The sequence below is a fragment of the Bradyrhizobium sp. USDA 4369 genome (genome assembly GCF_054056435.1).
Map to the genome: position 1 here is coordinate 6,369,051 of NZ_JBSRYH010000001.1, position 18,924 is coordinate 6,387,974.

An 18,924-nucleotide genomic window follows, 5' to 3' on the forward strand; every position below is an offset into this window, starting at 1 on the left:
CGGACGGTCGTGGCCGCGCCTGCTCTGCACGCCTTCGGTCACAGGTCAGTTGCCAGACAATGTGACCGCTTCCGCGCGGCTGATTGCCCCGATGACCGCCGAAGGTCATGGCGGCAGATCAAGCGCGGCATTTGCGACAACCCGTCGCATGATCGCAGCGATATATTGGCGCAGTACACGTCTTGGTGGAACTTTTTCTTCTCACCGCCTCGATCCTGATCTACTCTCATCGAACGCGTTCTTCGATTGTCTCTCGCGTTTCCATCCGGCAACGCGGCGATGTTGTTCAGAGCAAGCCTCTGCAGCGGTCGTCTGCAATGCCGGAATCGTCCCGACTGAGCGATGTCGACGCCTCTCCGGGAGCGTTTCATGAGCGCCGAAGCTGAGCTTCCGGTTCGTGTGCTGCTCGTCGAGAGTGGTCCAGCGAGCGGGCAGGTGGTGCGGGATGCGATCACGGGCCCCTCGATGATGGATGGCTGCGAATTGGTGACTGTTGCAACAGTTGCGGAAGCGCAAGCCATCTTGACGCACCAGCCCATCGACCTGGTGGTGTTGGATGTGGACGATTCCGACGCGCACAGCGTCTCGGATGTCGGCAAGCTCAGAGCCGCTGGCCAGGATATCCCGATCATTGTCGTCAATGGACCGGCCAATGCCGATAGCGCCGCGGCCTATGCTGGGGCCGGAGCTCGTGATTACCTGCCCGGAGCGGAGGCCGGACCTTCGACGCTGCGGCGCGCGATGATCTATGCGACCGCTCGGCGCCGCAAGGATCGTATCGAGGACAATAGGCGCTCGCTTGCCAATGACCGGGACCTGTCCTCGGCCGGCCGCGTCACCAGCGTTTCGGCGCATCTGGCCGGACACGGGTCGATCCGGGAGCGCAGGCCCGAGGCCTTCGGTGACCTCGTGGAGCAATATCTGCGGCTGTTTCGCGAATACCTGGACCCCAGCGGCGAGCCTCATGCCCGTCCGCTCCGCATGATGGAGAGGATTGCGACATCGATTGGCGATGAAGGCGGCGGGCCGCGCGATCTCCTCGATCTTCACGTCGTGGCGCTCGAGAAGGCGATCGGCGGAACGACCGTCGAGCGGACGAGCACCCTGGTGTTTGAAGGCAGGCTGCTTGCGCTCGAGATGATGGGACTGCTGGTCGACTATTACCGGCTCGGGCATCGACGTCGCATCGCACCGGGAGACAGGGAATGACCCTGCAACTCGGATTGTTCATCACAGGTCAGACATCGAACTCGCTGCGCGCGATGGAGAACCTCCGCAGGATCTGCCAGCACGAGCTGAACATCCCCTGCGAGATCGACATCATCGACGTGCTGGAGCATCCGCAGATCGCCGAGGACGAGAAGATCGTCGCGACACCCACGCTGGTGAAGCGCCATCCCGGCCCGGTGCGAAAGATCATCGGCGATCTCAGCGATACCAGGAAGGTCCTGCTCGGGCTCGGGATCCTCCAGAGTTCGTCCGTGGGACGTATGGGAAAGGAGGAGGGGGCGGGGAATGAGCGCGACTAGGGCTTTCGAACTTGAGAAATTGCGGACCGGCATCGCCGGATTCGATCAGATTTCGAACGGTGGCCTGCCACTGAATCGAAGCACGCTGGTCTCCGGTACCGCCGGCAGCGGAAAGACCGTGCTCGCGCTGCAGTTTCTCGTCATGGGCGTGCAGACCTGTGCCGAGCATGGCGTCTGTGTCACGTTCGAGGAGGCTCCGGACGACCTGATGCGCAACGTCGCGTCGTTCGGCTGGGACTTCGAATCGTTGAACAGGAACGGCCAGATCGCGATTGTCGATGCCACGCCGGAGCAGGGCGAGGAGATGGTCGAGGCCGGCACCTATGACCTCTCGGCGCTGATGGTCCGGATCGAGAATGCGATCCGGAAGGTCAATGCGAAGCGGGTGGTCCTGGATTCGGTCGGCGCGCTGTTTCCGCAGTTCTCGGACGCCAATGTGGTGCGCCGGGAACTGCACCGCATCGCCAGCGCGCTGCGGCTTCTTGGCGTGACCACGATCATCACGATGGAACGCCTCGACGAGGATGGCGGGTTGGCGCGCTTCGGCGTCGAGGAGTTCGTGGCCGACAACGTCCTGGTGCTGCGTAACCGGCTCGAGCAGGAGAAGCGCAGGCGGACCATCGAGATCCTGAAATTTCGTGGCGCCACGCATCAGAAGGGCGAGTATCCATTTACGGTCGACCACGCTGAAGGTGTCACGATCATTCCGCTCTCGGCAATCGAGCTGAAGCAGCGCTCGAGCGATCTTCGGGTGTCCTCCGGCGTGCCCGAGCTCGATCAGATGTGCGGCGGCGGCTTCTACCGCGACTCCATCATTCTGGTGAGCGGAGCCACCGGTACCGGCAAGACGCTGATGGTGACACATTACCTGAGGGCCGCCATCGAGCGCGGGGAACGTGCGCTGCTGATCGCGGCGGAGGAGAGCCGGGAACAGTTGACCCGCAATGCGTCGAATTGGAACGTCGATTTCGATTCAGCGGAGAAGGAGGGTCTCCTCCGCATCATTGCCAGATACCCCGAGACCATGGGCCTGGAGGATCACCTGCTCTACATCCAGCGGGAGATCAACGAGTTCCAGCCGAGCCGGATTGCGGTCGACAGCCTGTCGGCCTTCGAGCGCGCGGGCACGCCGAAATCCTATCGGGAATTCGTCATTGCGCTGACGAGCCATATCAAGAAGGTCGGGATCACCGGGCTTTTCACCAACACGACATCGATGCTGATGGGCGGCGCGTCGATCACCGAGACCCATATCTCCACCATCACCGACATGATCGTGCTGCTGCGCTACGTCGAGCTTTACGGCGTGATGCGGCGTGGACTGGCGATCCTGAAGATGCGCGGCACGCAGCACGACAAGGACATCCGCGAGTATGTCATTGACGGTCACGGCATGCATCTGGTCTCCACCTTCCGCGACGTGCATGGAATTCTGACGGGGGCTCCCACCTATATGTTTGCGCGCGAGCGCGACCATCTTGCCGAGATGTTTGGCGGATCGCAAAGCGAGCTCTAGGCAGGGACATCCGACATGGACGCATCACCCTACCGAGTGCTGGTGATCGGCGGCGAGGCCGCGGCGCCCCTGCTTGCGACGGGAGGCGGTGAGGGCGGCGAAAAGGCCGAGATCGACCTGAGCCGGGCCGCGACGATGGCGGAGGCGCGCCGCAGGCTCGAGACGGCCTCCTACGACACCATCCTGATGAACCTGGCGTCCTCTCAGGTCGCAGCCGCCTTCCCGGAGGATCTGCACGCTCTGGCTTCCGTGAGCCCCGTCGTGCTCTTCAACCAGTCCGCGACGGATGGGCGCGGTGGTGCCGGCCAGGCCCGCTTCACACTGCCGCTCGGCGCGCCCGCGACAGCGACGCGCGCATTGTCGGCGGAAAGTCATCGTCACTTCGGCCAGCTGCTCGAGGCGGTGCCGGACGCGTTGATCGTCACCAATCAGGACAACGAGGTCGCCTTCGTCAACCGGGCGGCCCATGAGCTGTTCGGAAAGGCGCGCGACGACTTCATCGGCGAACGCGTCAGCTTCGCGGTCAGCGAGGGCGCGGTTTCGGAGATCGAGGTCTATCGCGGCAAGGATGTCCGGCGCTGCGAGCTGCGCGTGTCGCGGTGCGAGTGGGAGGGGGCGCCGGCCCAGCTTCTTCTCATTCAGGACGTGACCGAGCAGAAGCGGCTGAACGAGGAGCTTCGGCAGTCACAGAAGATGGAGGCGGTCGGGGTGCTCGCAGGCGGGATCGCCCACGACTTCAACAACCTTCTTGTCGTGATGATGATCTATGCCGAAATGCTGCGTGAGGAATGTCTTGGCGACGATCCGCGATTGCCGGATGTCCTGGAGCTCATCAAGGCGGTGGAGCGTGGCCGTGATCTGACGCGGCAGCTGCTGGCTTTCTCGCGCAAGCAGCCGGCGACGCTGACCTTGCTCGATCTCGGCGCCACTCTGGCGGATCTGCAGAAGATGTTTCGTCGGCTGCTGCCCAGCAATATCGAGATCAGCATCGATGTCGAGGAGCAGAGCTGGCCCGTGATCGCGGATCGGGTGCAGGTCGAGCAACTGATCATGAACCTCGCTCTCAACGCCCGCGATGCGATGCCCTCGGGCGGGCAGCTGACGATCGCGGTGGCCAACAGGACGATCCAGCGTGGCGACGAGGGTATGGAGCCGGGCGACTATGTCATGATGACGGTCAGCGACACCGGCACCGGGATTCCTCCCGATGATCTCGATCGCATCTTTGATCCTTTTTTCACGACCAAGGTCCGCGGTGGCGGCACCGGCCTCGGACTTGCGACCTGCTATGGCATCGTGAAGCAGGCGGGCGGCAGCATTGCCGTGAGGAGCGCGATCGGCGAGGGGAGCAGCTTCGTCGTGCTGTTGCCGCGTGCGAACGAGACCATCCAGACCGAGGCCGCGCCGGCTCCTCCGGTTCAGCAAGCCAGGGGAGGCGAACGGATCCTGCTGGTCGAGGACAATTCTCTCGCCCAGCGCGCCACAGCGGCGATGCTGACGCGCGCGGGCTATTCGGTTCAGTCCATGGCCGATGGCGAAGAGGCGCTGCGCTTTCTTCGCGAGCAAGCAGATGCGGTGGATCTGGTCCTGAGCGACGTGGTCATGCCGCGGCTCAGCGGGCCGGAACTCGCCCGGCAACTGGCCGTTTCGCATCCTGATCTGCCGGTGCTGTTCATGACAGGCTACTCGAACGATCCCATCGTCGCTGATGCCGGCGAGCACCGGATCGGCGGCCGGCGGACGATCATGAAGCCGTTCAAGCGCGAGGAGCTGCTCGCCTTCATCGGCGACGCCATTGAACGCAAACGTGGCGCCGAGGCCAGCTGACCCGACCGACAGGGCGACGCGTCTTCGGCCGCCCGCAGCCGCGCCGTTGCCGAGATCAGCGACGGAAGGCGCCGCCGAGAATGCCGCCCATCATTCCGCCGATGAAGGCCGCGCCGGCGTCGGGACCGCCGCCGCGATGATGGCCACCACCGCCGCCGCTGCTGCGTTGCGTGCGGCGGGCCGGGCGCTCATCCTCGCTGGCGCTTGCCGTGACCGAGGCCGGGATGATCTCGGCGAGCAGAGCCTTGTGCTGCAGCTTGGTCAGATAACCGCTCGACGGATAGCCGCGCGCCGCCTGCCAGCGCTTGAGCACGGCCCGGGTCGGTTCGTCGAACTTGCCGCTCGTCTTGGTGTCGAAGCCGAGGCCGGTCAGGCGCCGCTGCACGTCGCGGCGCTGCCCCTTGTCGAGCCCGATCTGATCCTCGGTCACCTGGGTGCCCTCTTCGGTGAAGGTCGCGGGATCGACGCCGGTGGTCAGGTTGCGCGTCGTGGTGGACGGGCCGTTCTCGAGCGAAGCCACCCGCGCCAGCGCCAGCGATCTGAACTGGCCATTGGGATAGTTGGTCAGATAGGCCTTCAGCTCCTCGGCCTTGTTGGAGTCCTTCACCGAGCGCCAGAACTCCAGCTCGACGTCGTTCGCGGGCTGCATCGCCGCGACCGCCGCCGGAACAGTCCCGGCGCTCGGGCCTGCGGACGCTCCTCCGGCTGCCGGGTTCAGATAGACCGCGCCGATCAGGTTGGTGTGGCCCCATGGCAGCTGGCCCTTGCCGGTTTCCTCGTTCACCTGCGCCCGAACCTGGGTCATGGCCTGCTGGATTTCCAGGCCGGGTTGGGTGATGTGCGCGATCAGAGCCCTGGTGAACGGGCTGTTGGTGCCTGCTTCGCCGTCCAATGCGGTCTGCCCCGGACCCGTGGCAAACGCGATCAGCGTGCCTTCGCCGGATTTCATTTCGGCGAGACCGGTCTGCACCGAGACGCTGCGCGTCGAGGCGCTCGAGCGGATCTTGGCCGCGAATGGATTGTCCCGGCAGGCGTCGAGGAACACCAGCTTCACCTTGGCGTCACCCAGCGTCTGATCGAGCGTCACGTCGACATTGATGGCGGCGCCGAGCTTGGCGTCCATCTCCGATTTGATGTCGGCGTCGATCGGCAGCAGATAATTGGTGCCGGAAATCGCGATGCCGTGACCGGCGTAATAAAATACGGCGACGTCGGCGCCCTGGCTGCGGCGGCCGAAATCGAGCAGTTTCTCCGTCATCTGCTCGCGGTTGAGATTGGTGCCCTCGACAACGTCGAAGCCGACATTGCGCAGGGTGACGGCCATGGCCTTGGCGTCAACCGGCGGGTTGGGAAGCTGGGCCACGTTCTTGTAAGCGCCATTGCCGACGACGAAGGCCACGCGCCGGTCCGCCGATGCGCTGTCGATCGCAAGCGTAACCAGGACCAGCGCCAAAATGAGCCTTGGAATGAGGCTGATCCCCCGCATCTGAAATCTCCTTGGCGAAGCATAGGCGACGGCTGAAATTCGCCTCCATATCTACACCAAAAAGCCGTGATTGGCCCAGGTCAAATCGGCGGTTGTGGCTGCCTTGTCGGTCGGCAGCAAAAAGCCCGTGCCTTGCGGCACGGGCTGACAGCTGTTGTCGAATGATAGGAGGAGAGACTAGCGACGCAACGCGCTGCCGAGAACGCCACCCATCATGCCGCCGATGAACGCGGCGCCCGCGGCATTGCCGGCGTTGTCCTGCGGCGGCGGGTTGCGATAGACCGGCGCGGCCTGCGGCGGCGGCGCGCCGGCGGCGACATTGCCGGCCGGCTTGGCGCGGCGGGGCTTGGCCTCGTCGCCGACCGCGGCCGTCGCCGGAGCCGGCTGAGGCTCGGCCAGCAGCGCCTTGTGCTGCAGCTTGGTCATGAAGCCGGTCGCAGGATAGCCACGGGCCGCCTGCCAGCGCTTCATGACGGCGCGGGTCTCGTCATCGAACACACCCGTCATCTTGGTGTCGAAGCCCAAACCGGTGAGGCGCCGCTGTATGTCACGCCGCTTGGTCTTGTCGAGGCCGATCTGATCCTCACTGACCTGTGTGCCTTCTTCCGTGAAGGTGGCGGGATCGACACCCTTGGCGACGTTGCGGGTCGCGGTATTGATGGCGCCGCTCTCGATCGACGCGATGCGCGCCATTGCCAGCGACTTGAACTGCCCGTTCGGATAGGTCGAGAGATAGGCGTTGAGCTCTTCGGGCTTGTTGGAATCCTTCACCGAGCGCCAGAATTCAAGCTCGGCCTCGCCGGCGACCGGACTTGCGGCGACGGCGGCCGGAGTGGTTCCGGAAGAGGCGGCGGTTGCGGCAGGGGACGCGGCCGGATTCAGATACACCGCGCCGATCAGGTTGGTATGCCCCCAGGGCAGCTGCCCCTTGTTGGTCTCTTCATTGACCTGGGCGCGCACCGAGGTCATCGCCTGCTGGATCTCGACGCCGGGCTGCGCGATGTGCGAGATCAGCGCGCGGGTGAACGGGCTGTTGGCGCCGGCATCGCCATCCAGTGCGGTCTGGCCGGGACCGGTCGCGAACGCGATCAGCGTCCCCTCGCCTGATTTCATCTCGGCGAGGCCGGTCTGCACCGACACGCTGCGGGTCGGTGAGTTCGACTTGATCTTGGCGGCGAACGGGTTGTCGCGGCAGGCATCGAGGAACACCAGCTTGACCTTGGCGTCGCCCATCGTCTGATCGAGTGTCACATCGATATTGATCGCCGAGCCGAGCTTGACGTCCATCTCCGATTTCAGGTCGGCATCGACCGGCAGGAGGTAGTTGGTGCCGGCGATCGCAATGCCGTGGCCTGCGTAATAGAACACCGCGATGTCGGCCCCCTGCGCCTTGCGGCCGAAGTCGAGCAGCTTCTCCGTCATCTTGTCGCGCGTGAGATTGGTGCCCTCGACCACGTCGAAGCCGACATTGCGCAGGGTTGCCGCCATAGCCTTGGCGTCGACCGGCGGGTTCGGCAACTGAGCCACGCTCTTATAAGCGCCGTTGCCGACCACGAAGGCGACGCGACGGTCGGCGCGTGCGGCTTCCGCCGTCAGCACCATGCAGAGCAGGGACAATGTGATGGAGAGAAAGCGCATCAGGAGATCCCCCAACGAATTAGCGAAGCGATCACTTCCGCATTTGTCGCTGCGCGGGCCGAAAAGTCTTGTTCCGATGTAAAAAATCTCGCTTTGGCCGCAAAGCTTTTTGGCGAGTGTTGCGCGGGACCAACGCCAACCACGTGCAGGGGCTGTCTTCCGTGACGAGGATCACAGCGCAGCCAGCGCCTCCGGTCGGGGGCTCCGAGATTCAGGTCCCCGCCGAGCCGCTCACTGGAACCGGGCGAGCCGGGGCAGGGCGCAGGTTCAGGAGGTTTCCGGCCAGGATCAGGGCTGCGCCGACCAGCGTGAAGCCGTCGAGCCGTTCCGAATAGACGAGCCAGCCGACGGTGGCCGTCAGCGGTACCCGCAGGAAGTCCATCGGCACGACCACCGTTGCATCGGCATAGAGCAGCGCCCGCGCCATGCAGAAGTGGGAGAACGTCCCGGCAAGCGCGACCACGACGATCCAGCCCCATGCCGTCGCCGACGGCCATGCCCACATCGCGAGCGAGGGGACAAGCCCCGCCGTGGCTTGGACCGCGAGCATCCAGAAGATGATCGAGGCGGTCGGTTCGGTGCGGGTGAGGATCTTGACCAGGGCGACCGAAACGCCAAAGCCCACGGCGGCGGCGAGCGCAATGAGCTGTCCCGGGTTCACGGCGCCGGCGTCAGGTCGAACGATCACGACCACACCGACCAGGCCGAGCACGATGGCGATGAGCTTCGAGAGCGTGATGCGCTCACCGAGGAATGTCGCTGCCAGCAGCGCCGTCCAGATCGGCATCGTGAATTCGATGGCGACGACCTGGCTAATCGGAATCAATGTGAGGGCCAGAAACCAGCCCAGCTGTGCACCGTAATGGATCAGGTTGCGCACCACATGCAGCGTCAGCCTGGCTGTGCGGAGCCTGGCAAAGCCGCCACTCAGCGCGATGACCGGTGACAGCATCGCGAGGCCGATGAGACAGCGGAGCTCCATCAGCTCGAACACGTTCAGCTCCCGCATGGCCTCGCGCCCTGCGACCACCATGACAAGCATGAGAGCGAGCCAGCCCGCCATCCATGATGCGGCCGTCATTTTCGAAGCGGAGCGATGCATCAGGCAGCTGTCTTGGAGAGGATCGGGGCGAGGAGCGGAGGCTGTATCTCCGCCCAGGTCCGGTCTTGCAAATGATTTCCACGATGCACTGCACCAATGGTGCAGGGGACCGCAGCCCGACCAAAGCTCCGTCGAGAAAAACATGGAGTGTGACGCGGTTTCGTCCTAAAGCCACCGCCCCGAAACAGCAGGGCAGAGCTTTCAGACATGACCGAACGTGCCGCCTCAGCCGACTTCCTGACCGCCTTTGCCACCGGCTGGCCGGAGCGGGAGCCTCATCTCATGGTGCTGTCGCTGACCACCCAGAAGGGCGTGCAGGATTTTGCCATGACCCGGGAGCAGGCGCTGCTGATCGCCAAGACCATCAAACGGACCGCGGCGCAATTGGCGCCGGCTCCGGCTGGTGGTCCGGCGCCGGGCGCCAAGCGCGCTTGAGCGGACGGCGCGCCGGCCAGAGCGCGATGCGCTTCCGTCCGTGTCTCTTTATGTTCTACCGTGAGAGCGAGATCGTCGCTGCGCGGAACTGGCTGTCGGCGCGGATCGATACCGATTGCTTGTTGCCGCGGGTGGCGAGCGCGATATTGGCGTTGAAGCCGGCGGTCGTCGCGACGAGCTGGAAGTTGCCGCCGCTGCCGCGCCCCTGCAGCACGCCGCTGACGCCGCGGCTGGTCTCGCTCCAGCTTCCCGAGATCGCCGAGCCGTCGGCCACCACATCGGCCTGCAGCCCGAATTTATAGGCGTCGCTCGCGCAGGTCAGGACCAGGCCCATGCGCGGACCCGCGACCGCGTAATTGGCCCGGCAACGGATGCGTTCGGTCGAGCCGTCCTCGAGCGCCACCGTGCCGCTGCCGCTCCAGGTCCCGGCCATGCCGGTGAAAGGGCCCGGATCGGCCCAGGCCGGGCCATCGGCAAAGATCGCACACAGCAAAACGGCGGCTCTCGAAAGCCGCCGTCTGGAGATCGGAGCGTGGCGCGCCTTAGAGGCGGGACGCCTGCCAGCGGCCGCTGCAGGGGATACCGGCCGAAGCTCCATTCCACTTGCCGGAGCCGGAATTGCCGCTGAGCTGACCATTCGCGAATGCGCCATTGATCGAGACCTTGACGACGCCCTCGCGCCCGATCGAGCCCGAGATGTTGGCGCCGGCTGCCGAAACCTTACCGTCCGAGACGGTCAGGGTCGAGCTGGCCGTGGGCTCGCAGCTGCCGCTGTTGGTGACGATCGTGACCTGCCACTGCCCGTCATAGGGCGATTGGGCAAAAGCGGGGGAGGTTGCAGCGCCTGCCAGGATCGACGCGGCGAAAGCCATTCCAATGCGATCGAGACGCATGAATCGATGTCCCTCAATGTCTATGATCGACAAGCTTATTTGGAAGAATTGTGACGAAAATTTGCCGCGCCGCCGCAATAGAAAATTATCTCGTCTTTTCAAAAGGGTAAAGGTTAATCCCAAACTCTTCATTGAGCCATTTCGGCGACATTGCGGGGAAATTGGGAACTCGTGCGCGACTCGAGCACATCGGAGCCATCGCGTTGCGCCGTCTGGAAAATACCGCCGCTTGCTCAACCGGGACGGCAGAACAGAGCGATCATCTGGCGCAAGATGTCGGTGCGGCGCTCCGCCCTTCGGTGATCCCCACGCTCAGTGCGGCGTCAGGCTCGGCGCCTTGGTCGCGAACTGCTCGTCCTGCGGCTTGGCGGGGATCGTGCCATGGGCTTTGGCATATTCGACGACGTCGCCGAGCAGCTTGAGACCGAGTGGCGCCAGCGCGCGCTCCCACAATTCGCGGGCCGTTTCGCCCTTCTTCACAAAGCACCAATCCTGCGCGGCAATGGCGCCGGCATCCATGCGCTCCGCCAGATGATAGATCGTGCCGCCGGCGATCGGATCGCCCTCTTTGACGGTCCACTCCACGGCCGCAATGCCGCGATGCCGCGGCAGCAGCGAAGGATGATAGCCGATGCCACCCAGCCGTGCCGCCTGGACCGCCTCCTGCGTCACGCGGGCGTGGCTGTGGGCGGTGACGATCAGATCCGTCCCCGGAGCGATCTCGTTCGCAGGCACCAGCTTCGGGTTGGCCTGAACGAGAACCTCGATGCCGGCCGCATGCGCCGCCGCGGCGAGCCGGTCCTCGCCATCATGCACGATGACCCGCGCGATCTCGATGCCTCTCTCACGCAGCATGTTCAGTGTGGCCACACCGAAATGGCGGGAGCCGACGAGGGTGATACGCATGGCCAGGGATCTTCCACGGTTGGGGCGGGGCAACACCCAGGCTGCTTTCGCAGTCCGGGTGAGTTCGGGTCAAACCAAGCCTTGCGCCTCAGGTCAAGCGGCTGCGGTGCGTTCATCACAGTCACAGGGAGCGTCCGGCAGCCGCGCCTCCGGCCGACGGCCGTGCATCGTCTAGGGCCGCGGCGTCAGCAGGTTCTGTCCGATGGCGTGAAACCACGGCTCGATCCAGACCTCGGAGGAGCGGGACATGCCGGGTCCGACGATCGCAGACAGGAACAGCTTGTCCCCGACATGCTCGCCGAGACTGCGATAGGCCTCGAACTGGGCCTCTGTGAAGAACTGATTGGCGGTGGAGTGGTGCGGGAAGTCCGGCTCGTCCAGCCGGTAGCGACGAATGAACTCGCCTTCATTGCCGGTCAGCGACAGCTTGAGATAGATGAGATAGCCGAAGCTCTCGCTGCCGCCGCGTTCGGCGTTCGGATAACGGATGCGGCAGAATGCGAAATGCGAGTGGCTGAGACCGCTCGTCTTGCTGAGCCGCAGCGCGTCCAGTCCGATCTCGATGGTGACACCGAGATCGATCGCGGCCAGCCGCTGCAGCGTGGTCAGGCCGTGAAACGTCATCTGCGCGTCCTGCTCGCCGTCGATCGCGACGATGTATTTGCAGCGCCGGCGTAGCAGCTCGTACACGCCGAGATTTTCGATGTGGCCGCCATCGGAGACGTTGAGGAAGGGCCTGGTCTCGTCGGCTTGGCCCAAGACCTCCTGCAGCAAATAGGACAGGCCGGGCGGACCCACCTCGGCGGCACGTGAGTGGCCAGGATTCCTGATCCAATGGCCGAGCCGGATGTTGAACAGCGCCAGCCAGAAGCTGAGCGACTTGATCGTGCCAGTGCCCATCTGCGGCGCCGCAGCCGCGCCGGAGATCGCCATCGCGGTCCCAATGTCGAGATCGGTATTGAGACGTTCCCACGCGCCGGTCGGTTGGTAGCCGGTCAGGGGGCTGCCGCAAAAGTCCCTGCTGAACAGGAAGAAATCCGTCAGCCGTCCCTGCATGCGCGCCTCCTTGGAGGCGGGCACGTTCAGCGCGCAATTGATCAGATGATAGGGGCCGCGCCCGGCTTCGTTGCAGCTCGAGAGCGGGACCGACACGTTCTGCCGCAGCGGACCGAGCGGGTCGGCAGGATCGGGCTGCACAAGATAGGCCTCGGCGAGCTTCTTCTTGTAGTGGCGGTGTGGCGCGGTGAAGTTGATGTCGAACAGGTCGCAGAACAGCCAGAAGCCGATCGCAACCAGGATGCCGGCGATGAAGATGTTGCTGGTTGCTCCAAGCACCGGCAATACGGTGTTGCCATCGAGCTGATCATAGATGAGGAGCTCCGCTCCGACCACGACCAGCGGCAGCGCGACCCACGACACAATGTACAACAGGATGCGAAGCGGAGTTGCCATGCGGCCGGCGAGCGCAAGCAGCGCGGAAGCAAGCAGCGGCGCCAGCGGGACCAATAGATAGAGCAGGTACCATCTGAAGTTGTGGTGAAGCCAGCCGAGCCCATGCCATGCCAACAGGACAATCAGGATCAGGCAGAGGACGAGCAGCAGCCGGTCGGCCATGCCGCGATGAGCCGGGCGCCGCCAGAGCAAGGGCAGCACGAACGGGGTGAGCAGAAGCGCAGCGCCCGCGATCAATACGGGCGTAGGCCAGAACGCGGCCGGCGGCAGAGCAAGCCGCAGCGTATACTCGACAACAGCGGCGACGGCCGCGAGGTAGATGACGCCGAGCCCGTTCATCATCATGCCGTAGACCTGCGCGAACGCGATCTGCAGCCGTTCGATGACGCCGCCGGTGGCGAGGTACTTGCTGTGATGGCGGACATGCCGCAACGCGGCCGCCTCGCCGTCCTCGCGCTGAAACGGCAGGTCGTCGCGCAGCAGGCCGAGCTGTGGCTCGGCTGTGGCTTCGCTGCTCAGGAACTGGCTGCTCAGGAAGGTCGTCATGAACGCGCCGATATAGCCGCCGCCCGAGACCGTGGAGAGATAATCGAACTGAAACAGGAGATTGCGCCGGGCGAGGGCGACCAGGACCCCGAGCGCAAAGGTCGCCGAGCGGATGCCTCCACCGGAAATGGCAAGAGCCGCGGCATCGGGCCTTGCCGTCCAATCCTGCTCCGGCGCCGTCCGCCCCTGCGCGGCAAGCCGAGCCGCATAAAGCGTGCGGCGCTGCGCAATGGCGGCGCGCTCGGCGCTATTGATGCCGGCCGCGACCCGCGGCGGCAGGCCGCCGAACTTTTCGTCGATCCCCCAAGGAAGTGACGCGTTCATCTCATCCGCCATGGATCCGTTGTGACCCATGGCCCCGTCGATGCCGGGCTCGGTGAACGGCGTACCGTCGCGGATGGCGACGAGCAGCGCGTCCATACGCCGCAGGATCGGCTGCAATCGGGCCAACTCGTCCCGGAATGTGTCGGTCGCATCCAGCGCCTCGAGCGCACCGCGCTCGCTCAGGCGGTGCCATTTGGCGGTGAAGGGCCGGACATGGACATTGAGAACGTGCCAGACGAGGTCGTTCAGCAGCCCGCATTGCGGGTGCTCGTCGAAGATGGTCCGGGCCTCCTTGAACAGCTGATAGACGCTCGTGAGCGCCGCGACCTCCTCGCCATCCACATAGGGTAAGGCCTGGGTCGCGATGCGAGAAATCAGCTGAATATGCAGGCGGCCCGCCGCGGTCCGGTCTTCGTCGGTCGGGCCCGGCGCAGCTGCGGCGCGCGAGGGCAGGGGCGAATTGGCGAAGAGATGGGGCCGGCTTCGATTGGCCGCCTCCAGGAGCTCGCCCCAGCGCGTCATCGCAGTCCTTTCCACGCATCGCGCCACCGTCGGGCCGTCGTGCAACGTTCGAAATTCGACCGGAAGCACAATTGCATGAGGAAATAATTCTCAACGAATATCTATAGTTGCGGTTGGATGGTTTGCCAAGTCGGCTCGCGCGGTCGCGCTCGCCTGCTGCAGCACAGCATCGCCTGCTGGCGGCGAAACGGGGCCTCACGCGGGCGCTTGAGATCGGGTCGGTCCATTCTTGACCGATCACAGAACACGCTAAGCGCGAGTAGTTTTCATCCACGGATGTTCAACTGGAGGTGGATCAAAAATCGCGCTGGTGCGTAGTTCAACTGACAGCGTCTCGAAATAATGAGGATAAATTTTTAAAGGGATTGGAGCACAATGTTTGTGCCGCTCCGCCGCGCGGCCGGATAGCCGGGTGCCTCGCCTGTCACCGATCCCTGGGCCAGAGCACCCGGTTATTGCGGCGTTCTCCCTCGCTAGGCTGGCGGCGGAGACGCGATGCCGAGCGCCTCGTAGAGCGGCCCGAGATGCTTCTCATAACGGCGCCAGCTGCCGATCGAGCGGCGGTAGAGCGGTTCGCGGACCTGCATCAGGCTGGCCGTCCGCACCATGCGCTCGGTACGGTGGAAGTCGAGGCACGCTTCTTCCCAGTCAAGGTCGCAATGGGCGAGCACGCGGCGCGAGACACCCTCGAGATCATCGACCAGATCCTCATATTGGACGTCCATCAGGACACCGGGCGGCAGCACGGCGTGCCAGTGCTCCATCACGCGCTCATAGCCCCTGTAGTAATGGCCGAGCTCGGTCAGGTCGTAGGCGAAAGGCTGCGCCCCGGTGAACAGCAGCGAGTAGCAGGACACGCAATTGTCCAGCGGATCACGCCGGGTGTTGATGATCCTGGCGCGAGGGAACGCGGCATGGATCAGTCCGACAAACAGGAAGTTGAGCGGCATCTTGTCGACGATCCGCTCGGCCTCGGGGGCCAGGACGCGCACGCGGGCCGTATATTCCCGGCCGAGTGCGGTCATCTCCTCCGGCGGCAGCAGCGCGATCAGGTCGGGAAAGGCGGGGGGCACCTTCTGACGGTTGGCGCACTCGCCCACCAGCTCCTTGAACGTCTCGAGCTCGCCGGCCCCGAATACCTTCGAATGGCTCGATAGCACCTGTTCCATGAGGGTCGTGCCAGAGCGCGGCATGCCGACGATGAAGATGGGCGCCCAGGACTCGTCGCCATGTCCGGCCACCGAACGGAAGAATTCCGGCGTGAAGCGGCTGGCCACATTCTTCATCATCGCCAGACGCTGCTCCGAATCGTAATCGAAGCTCTGGCGCTTGAGCGTATTCGCCTGGCGCAGATGCGCGAACGCCGTGTCGTAGTCCTTGAGATCGGACAACGCCTTGCCGAGCGCGAAATGAGCGGCGATCTGCTTTTCCTGATCGAGCTGATCGGCACGTTCGACCAACGCCCGCAGCCCGGGCAGCCGCCGATCGTCCGGCTTGAACTTTGCCATGTTGGCGAGGTTGAGGTGGATCGGCGCATCGTCGGGCGCCAGCTCCAGCGCCTTCTCGAACGCCGCGGTCGCCTCCTCGAAGCGGCCGAGCGCCTGATAGGCCACGCCCAGATTGTTGTATGAGCCGAACCGCTCCGGCTTCAGCTTGAGCGCGACCAGGTTCTGCTCAATCGCCTCTTCGAGGCGATTGAGCTCGAGATAGGCGTTGCCGAGATTGCCATAGGCATCGCCATAGTCGGGGCGGCTCGCGATCGCCCGCTTGTAATGCTCGATGGCGCGCTCGCGATGGCCCTGGCGCAGCAGCACATTGGCAATGTTGTTGTGAGTCTCGGCGTGCTCCGGGCTGAACTCGAGAACCTTGAGGTAGCACTTCGCCGCTTCAATATCCTTGCCGGCCGTGTAGAGCAGGTTGCCCAGGGCAAAATGGGCGTCGAGATGCTGCGGCTTGTTCTCGATGGCGCGCCGCAGCAGCACCATCGCCTCCTCGCTCATCCCCTGGTTCTGGCGCACCATCGCGAAGGCGTAGAGAATGCCGGGATGGTTCGGGGACAGAGAGAGCGCAGTCTCGTAATGGCCGACGGCCGCATCGTAACGTCCGGCCGAGGCCTCGACCGCGCCGATGCTGCCATGGGCCTCGGCGGATTTCGCGTTGACGGCGACCGCCCGCTGGAAACAATCCTTCGCCTCGTCGAGCCGGCTGGTGCCGCTGCAGATCATGCCGAGTCCGACCAGCGCGTCGAACTGACGTGGCTGGCCGGCGAGGATGAGACGGAAGATCGCTTCCGCATCATTGTTGTCACCGCGCCCCTGGAGCTTCCTGGCCACTGCCACCGCGCCGTCCGCCAGCGTCTGCAAAGCTCCGAGTTGATCGGCATCGAAGAGCGGAGTGTCGGCGATCGGTGTGGCCACCGGCGGCGCGAGGTTCGTCGGCGACGGCTGCATCGAGCCGGAGATGGCGTCGGCGACGGGCGCCTGCACCTCGGCTGGACCCAGCGCGTCGAGCAACGGCTTGAGCCGGTCGCCATAGAGCCGCCAGCGGCCGACCGATCCGGTGAACAGCGGCTTGCGCACCTGGACCAGGCTCGCAGTGTTGACCGGCCGCTTGGTCTCGTGGAATGCACGGCAGCGTTCATCCCAGTCGAGGCCGGCATGGGCGACGATCTTGCGCGCATGGGGCTCGAAATCGCGCACCACGTCCTCGTAGTTCACCTCGAGCATCACACGATCCGGCAGGATCGCGCGCCAATGCTCCATCAGTGCCTCATAGGCGCGGTAGTAGCGGCCGAGCTCGGCCAGATCGTAGCAGAACGGCTGCGGCTCCGAAAACAGCTGGGAAAAGCAGGATAGGCAGGTGTCGATCGGGTTGCGCCTGACATGGATGATGCGCGCATTGGGCAGCGCAAGATGGATCAGGCCCGCAAACAGGAAGTTCGAGGGCATCTTGTCGACGATGCGGGCCATGCCTGCGGGCAGATCGGTAAAGCGCGCGAGATAGGCCTGGGCGATCGAGCCGAGATCGGCATCTGCGAGCTTGGCCAGCATGTCCGGATAGTCACCGCGCGCGCGGTCGGTGAACAGCCCGGTCGCGGCCGCGAAGTAGTTCACCTCACCGGCCCCGTAAGCCGCCGGGTGACTCGAGAGGATCTGCTCGATCAGGCTGGTGCCGGAGCGCGGCATGCCGATCACGAAGACGGCGGCGGTCGACGGGTCACCATGATTGGCGCGCGCCTGCAGCATGTCTCTGGAGAACACGTCGCGGATGCGCTCCATCTGACGCAGCGTCTGGTTCTCGTCATAGCTGATGCGGCGTCGCTCGAGCGCATTGCCGGCCTGAAGGTGTAGCAATGAATTTTCGCCGTCCTTGACGTCGGCATAGGCGCGGCCGAGCGTGAAGTGCAGCGTGATGCGTGCGTCGTCGCTCAGCGTGTCTGCGCTCGCCGCCAAATCCTGCAGCGCCGGCCAACGCGAATCATCGACCGTAAACGGCTTGACGACGCCGTAATTGAGATGGACGCCGATGTTGCGGGGATTGATCGCCAGCGCCGATCGGTAGGCCTGTTCGGCCTCGTCGAGCCGGCCCACGATCATCAGCACGCCAGCGAGATGATTCAAGGTCGTCGTATCGGCCGGTTCGAGGGCGAGGGCGTCGTGATAGCCGGCGATGGCCTTGTCGAACCGCTTCATGTTGCGCAGAGTATCAGCGCGGTTGCGGTGGGCGATCGCGTAACTCGGCCTGCGGCGCAGCGCCTCGTCATAATGCGCCAGCGCTTCCTCATGCCGGCCGCGCGACTGTAGCGCATTGGCGAGATTGTTGTGGGCCTCCGGAAAATCCGGCCGTTCGGCGATCGCGCGCTCGTAGTGGAAGACTGCGATCGGCCAGCTGTTCATCTCCAGATGAAGGTTGCCGAGATTGTAGTGCGCCTCGGCGAGATGCGGGCTCAGGACGAGGGCGCGTTGATAGGTGCGGACCGCGGCGTCGGTCTGGCCGATGGCCTGCTGGCAGCCGCCGATATTGAGCAGGACGGCTGGGGCATTGGGCTGGAGCGTGAGCGCGCGCTCGTAATGAGCGATGGCTTCCGCATGCCGGCCGAGCTGGCGGCAGGCGTCTCCGAGGCTCGCAGCGGCGGCGGCGAATTGCGGCCGGGCGGCGAGTGCCGCCTCGTGATGCGACATCGCGCGCTCGAACTGTCCGAGGCGCTGCAGCGCGAAGCCAAGGGTCTGATGGGCGTCGGCATCATCTGCGTCGGCCGCGAGTGCAAGCTCGAGGTGCCGGACTGCGCCCGCCGGATCTCCGAGGCTGGTGAATGCGCTGCCCAGCAGGATCCGGGCCTGAACCAGCGTGTCGTCGAGCGCGACCGCCCGCTGGAGATGGACGCTCGAGGTTGCCAGGTCGCCCAGGCCAGCGAAGGCCTTGCCGAGCATCAGATGAAATTCCGCGGAGTCGCCGGCCTCGCGCGCCGCCTGATCGAGCAGGGTGCGCGCTTCGTGGATGTCGCCCAACTGCAGCCGCACCATTGCGAGGCCGCACAAGGTGCGGAAATGGTGCGGTTGGAGCGCCAGCACTTTTCGGTAGGCCTGTTCGGTGATCCGCAGAGCACGCTCATCGATCGCCGCGGCCGAAGGCGCGACGGGGCCGGTCGAGGCGTTGATACTACGGGGACGCAAGGCGAAGGCGGGCTCGTTCATGATCTCAACTTGCTGGGATGCGACGAAGGCCGTTTTCCAGGCGGATTGAAGCGA

The 18,924-nt window shown here is 64.7% G+C and carries 13 protein-coding genes; 5 read left to right on the forward strand and 8 right to left on the reverse strand.

Translation table 11 applies throughout. From position 1 onward, the window contains the following. Positions 1-399: 399 nt before the first annotated feature. From ACVIJ6_RS28955 to ACVIJ6_RS28970, 4 genes are read left to right on the forward strand one after another with little or no spacing between them, the layout of a single operon-like run. On the forward strand, positions 400-1,209 hold the full coding sequence (locus ACVIJ6_RS28955; protein ID WP_456775508.1) for a response regulator: 810 nt from the start codon (positions 400-402) through the stop codon (positions 1,207-1,209). Next, entirely contained in the window at positions 1,206-1,529 is a 324-nt protein-coding gene (locus ACVIJ6_RS28960) for a circadian clock KaiB family protein (RefSeq protein ID WP_456775509.1), read from the forward strand. The genes ACVIJ6_RS28955 and ACVIJ6_RS28960 overlap by 4 nt, the downstream gene beginning before the upstream one ends. After that, positions 1,516-3,045: a circadian clock protein KaiC gene (gene kaiC, locus ACVIJ6_RS28965; RefSeq protein WP_456775510.1), complete on the forward strand. Its 1,530-nt coding sequence runs from the start codon at positions 1,516-1,518 to the stop codon at positions 3,043-3,045. Before ACVIJ6_RS28960 ends, kaiC begins: the two co-directional genes overlap by 14 nt. Before the next feature lie 15 nt (positions 3,046-3,060). Further along, positions 3,061-4,872, forward strand: coding sequence for a hybrid sensor histidine kinase/response regulator (locus tag ACVIJ6_RS28970; protein ID WP_456775511.1), 1,812 nt, complete (start codon positions 3,061-3,063; stop codon positions 4,870-4,872). Positions 4,873-4,927: 55 nt separating this feature from the next. Here the strand turns inward: ACVIJ6_RS28970 and ACVIJ6_RS28975 are convergent, their stop codons facing one another. The 3 genes from ACVIJ6_RS28975 to ACVIJ6_RS28985 all read right to left on the reverse strand — a co-directional run bounded on the left by ACVIJ6_RS28975 (position 4,928) and on the right by ACVIJ6_RS28985 (position 9,098). Continuing rightward, positions 4,928-6,358, reverse strand: a complete 1,431-nt coding sequence (locus ACVIJ6_RS28975; RefSeq protein WP_456775512.1) for a caspase family protein — start codon at positions 6,356-6,358, stop codon at positions 4,928-4,930. A 177-nt stretch (positions 6,359-6,535) separates the two neighbouring features. After that, positions 6,536-7,996 carry a caspase family protein gene (locus tag ACVIJ6_RS28980; protein WP_456775513.1) on the reverse strand — a complete coding sequence of 487 codons (1,461 nt, stop codon included), beginning with the start codon at positions 7,994-7,996 and terminating at the stop codon, positions 6,536-6,538. Between the two features lie 211 nt (positions 7,997-8,207). Next, complete coding sequence (locus ACVIJ6_RS28985; protein WP_456775514.1) at positions 8,208-9,098, reverse strand: DMT family transporter; 891 nt, start codon at positions 9,096-9,098, stop codon at positions 8,208-8,210. 207 nt (positions 9,099-9,305) lie between these two features. On the opposite strand from ACVIJ6_RS28985, the gene ACVIJ6_RS28990 reads away from it, so the two are divergent. Next, positions 9,306-9,533 carry a hypothetical protein gene (locus ACVIJ6_RS28990; RefSeq protein ID WP_456775515.1) on the forward strand — a complete coding sequence of 76 codons (228 nt, stop codon included), beginning with the start codon at positions 9,306-9,308 and terminating at the stop codon, positions 9,531-9,533. 55 nt (positions 9,534-9,588) lie between these two features. Here ACVIJ6_RS28990 and ACVIJ6_RS28995 read toward each other — a convergent pair whose 3' ends face one another. The 5 genes from ACVIJ6_RS28995 to ACVIJ6_RS29015 all read right to left on the reverse strand — a co-directional run bounded on the left by ACVIJ6_RS28995 (position 9,589) and on the right by ACVIJ6_RS29015 (position 18,870). Beyond that, positions 9,589-10,131 carry a hypothetical protein gene (locus ACVIJ6_RS28995; RefSeq protein WP_456775516.1) on the reverse strand — a complete coding sequence of 181 codons (543 nt, stop codon included), beginning with the start codon at positions 10,129-10,131 and terminating at the stop codon, positions 9,589-9,591. Then, the gene (locus ACVIJ6_RS29000) at positions 10,076-10,426 is read right to left on the reverse strand and encodes a hypothetical protein (RefSeq protein ID WP_456777103.1); all 351 of its coding nucleotides are present in this window, start codon (positions 10,424-10,426) and stop codon (positions 10,076-10,078) included. Before ACVIJ6_RS29000 ends, ACVIJ6_RS28995 begins: the two co-directional genes overlap by 56 nt. Before the next feature lie 312 nt (positions 10,427-10,738). Continuing rightward, complete coding sequence (locus ACVIJ6_RS29005) at positions 10,739-11,332, reverse strand: formyltransferase family protein (protein ID WP_456775517.1); 594 nt, start codon at positions 11,330-11,332, stop codon at positions 10,739-10,741. Positions 11,333-11,503: 171 nt separating this feature from the next. Further along, complete coding sequence (locus ACVIJ6_RS29010) at positions 11,504-14,191, reverse strand: patatin-like phospholipase family protein (RefSeq protein WP_456775518.1); 2,688 nt, start codon at positions 14,189-14,191, stop codon at positions 11,504-11,506. Between the two features lie 458 nt (positions 14,192-14,649). After that, on the reverse strand, positions 14,650-18,870 hold the full coding sequence (locus ACVIJ6_RS29015; protein WP_456775519.1) for a sulfotransferase: 4,221 nt from the start codon (positions 18,868-18,870) through the stop codon (positions 14,650-14,652). Positions 18,871-18,924: the final 54 nt, after the last annotated feature.

Bases quoted from the DNA above. Each gene is read 5' to 3' on its own strand.
- ACVIJ6_RS28975 (WP_456775512.1), bottom strand. From the start codon at position 6,358: ATGCGGGGGATCAGCCTCATTCCAAGGCTCATTTTGGCGCTGGTCCTG.
- ACVIJ6_RS29005 (WP_456775517.1), bottom strand. From the start codon at position 11,332: ATGCGTATCACCCTCGTCGGCTCCCGCCATTTCGGTGTGGCCACACTG.
- ACVIJ6_RS28990 (WP_456775515.1), top strand. From the start codon at position 9,306: ATGACCGAACGTGCCGCCTCAGCCGACTTCCTGACCGCCTTTGCCACC.
- ACVIJ6_RS29000 (WP_456777103.1), bottom strand. From the start codon at position 10,426: ATGCGTCTCGATCGCATTGGAATGGCTTTCGCCGCGTCGATCCTGGCA.
- kaiC (WP_456775510.1), top strand. From the start codon at position 1,516: ATGAGCGCGACTAGGGCTTTCGAACTTGAGAAATTGCGGACCGGCATC.
- ACVIJ6_RS28980 (WP_456775513.1), bottom strand. From the start codon at position 7,996: ATGCGCTTTCTCTCCATCACATTGTCCCTGCTCTGCATGGTGCTGACG.
- ACVIJ6_RS28985 (WP_456775514.1), bottom strand. From the start codon at position 9,098: ATGCATCGCTCCGCTTCGAAAATGACGGCCGCATCATGGATGGCGGGC.
- ACVIJ6_RS28970 (WP_456775511.1), top strand. From the start codon at position 3,061: ATGGACGCATCACCCTACCGAGTGCTGGTGATCGGCGGCGAGGCCGCG.
- ACVIJ6_RS29015 (WP_456775519.1), bottom strand. From the start codon at position 18,870: ATGAACGAGCCCGCCTTCGCCTTGCGTCCCCGTAGTATCAACGCCTCG.
- ACVIJ6_RS28960 (WP_456775509.1), top strand. From the start codon at position 1,206: ATGACCCTGCAACTCGGATTGTTCATCACAGGTCAGACATCGAACTCG.
- ACVIJ6_RS28995 (WP_456775516.1), bottom strand. From the start codon at position 10,131: ATGGAGCTTCGGCCGGTATCCCCTGCAGCGGCCGCTGGCAGGCGTCCC.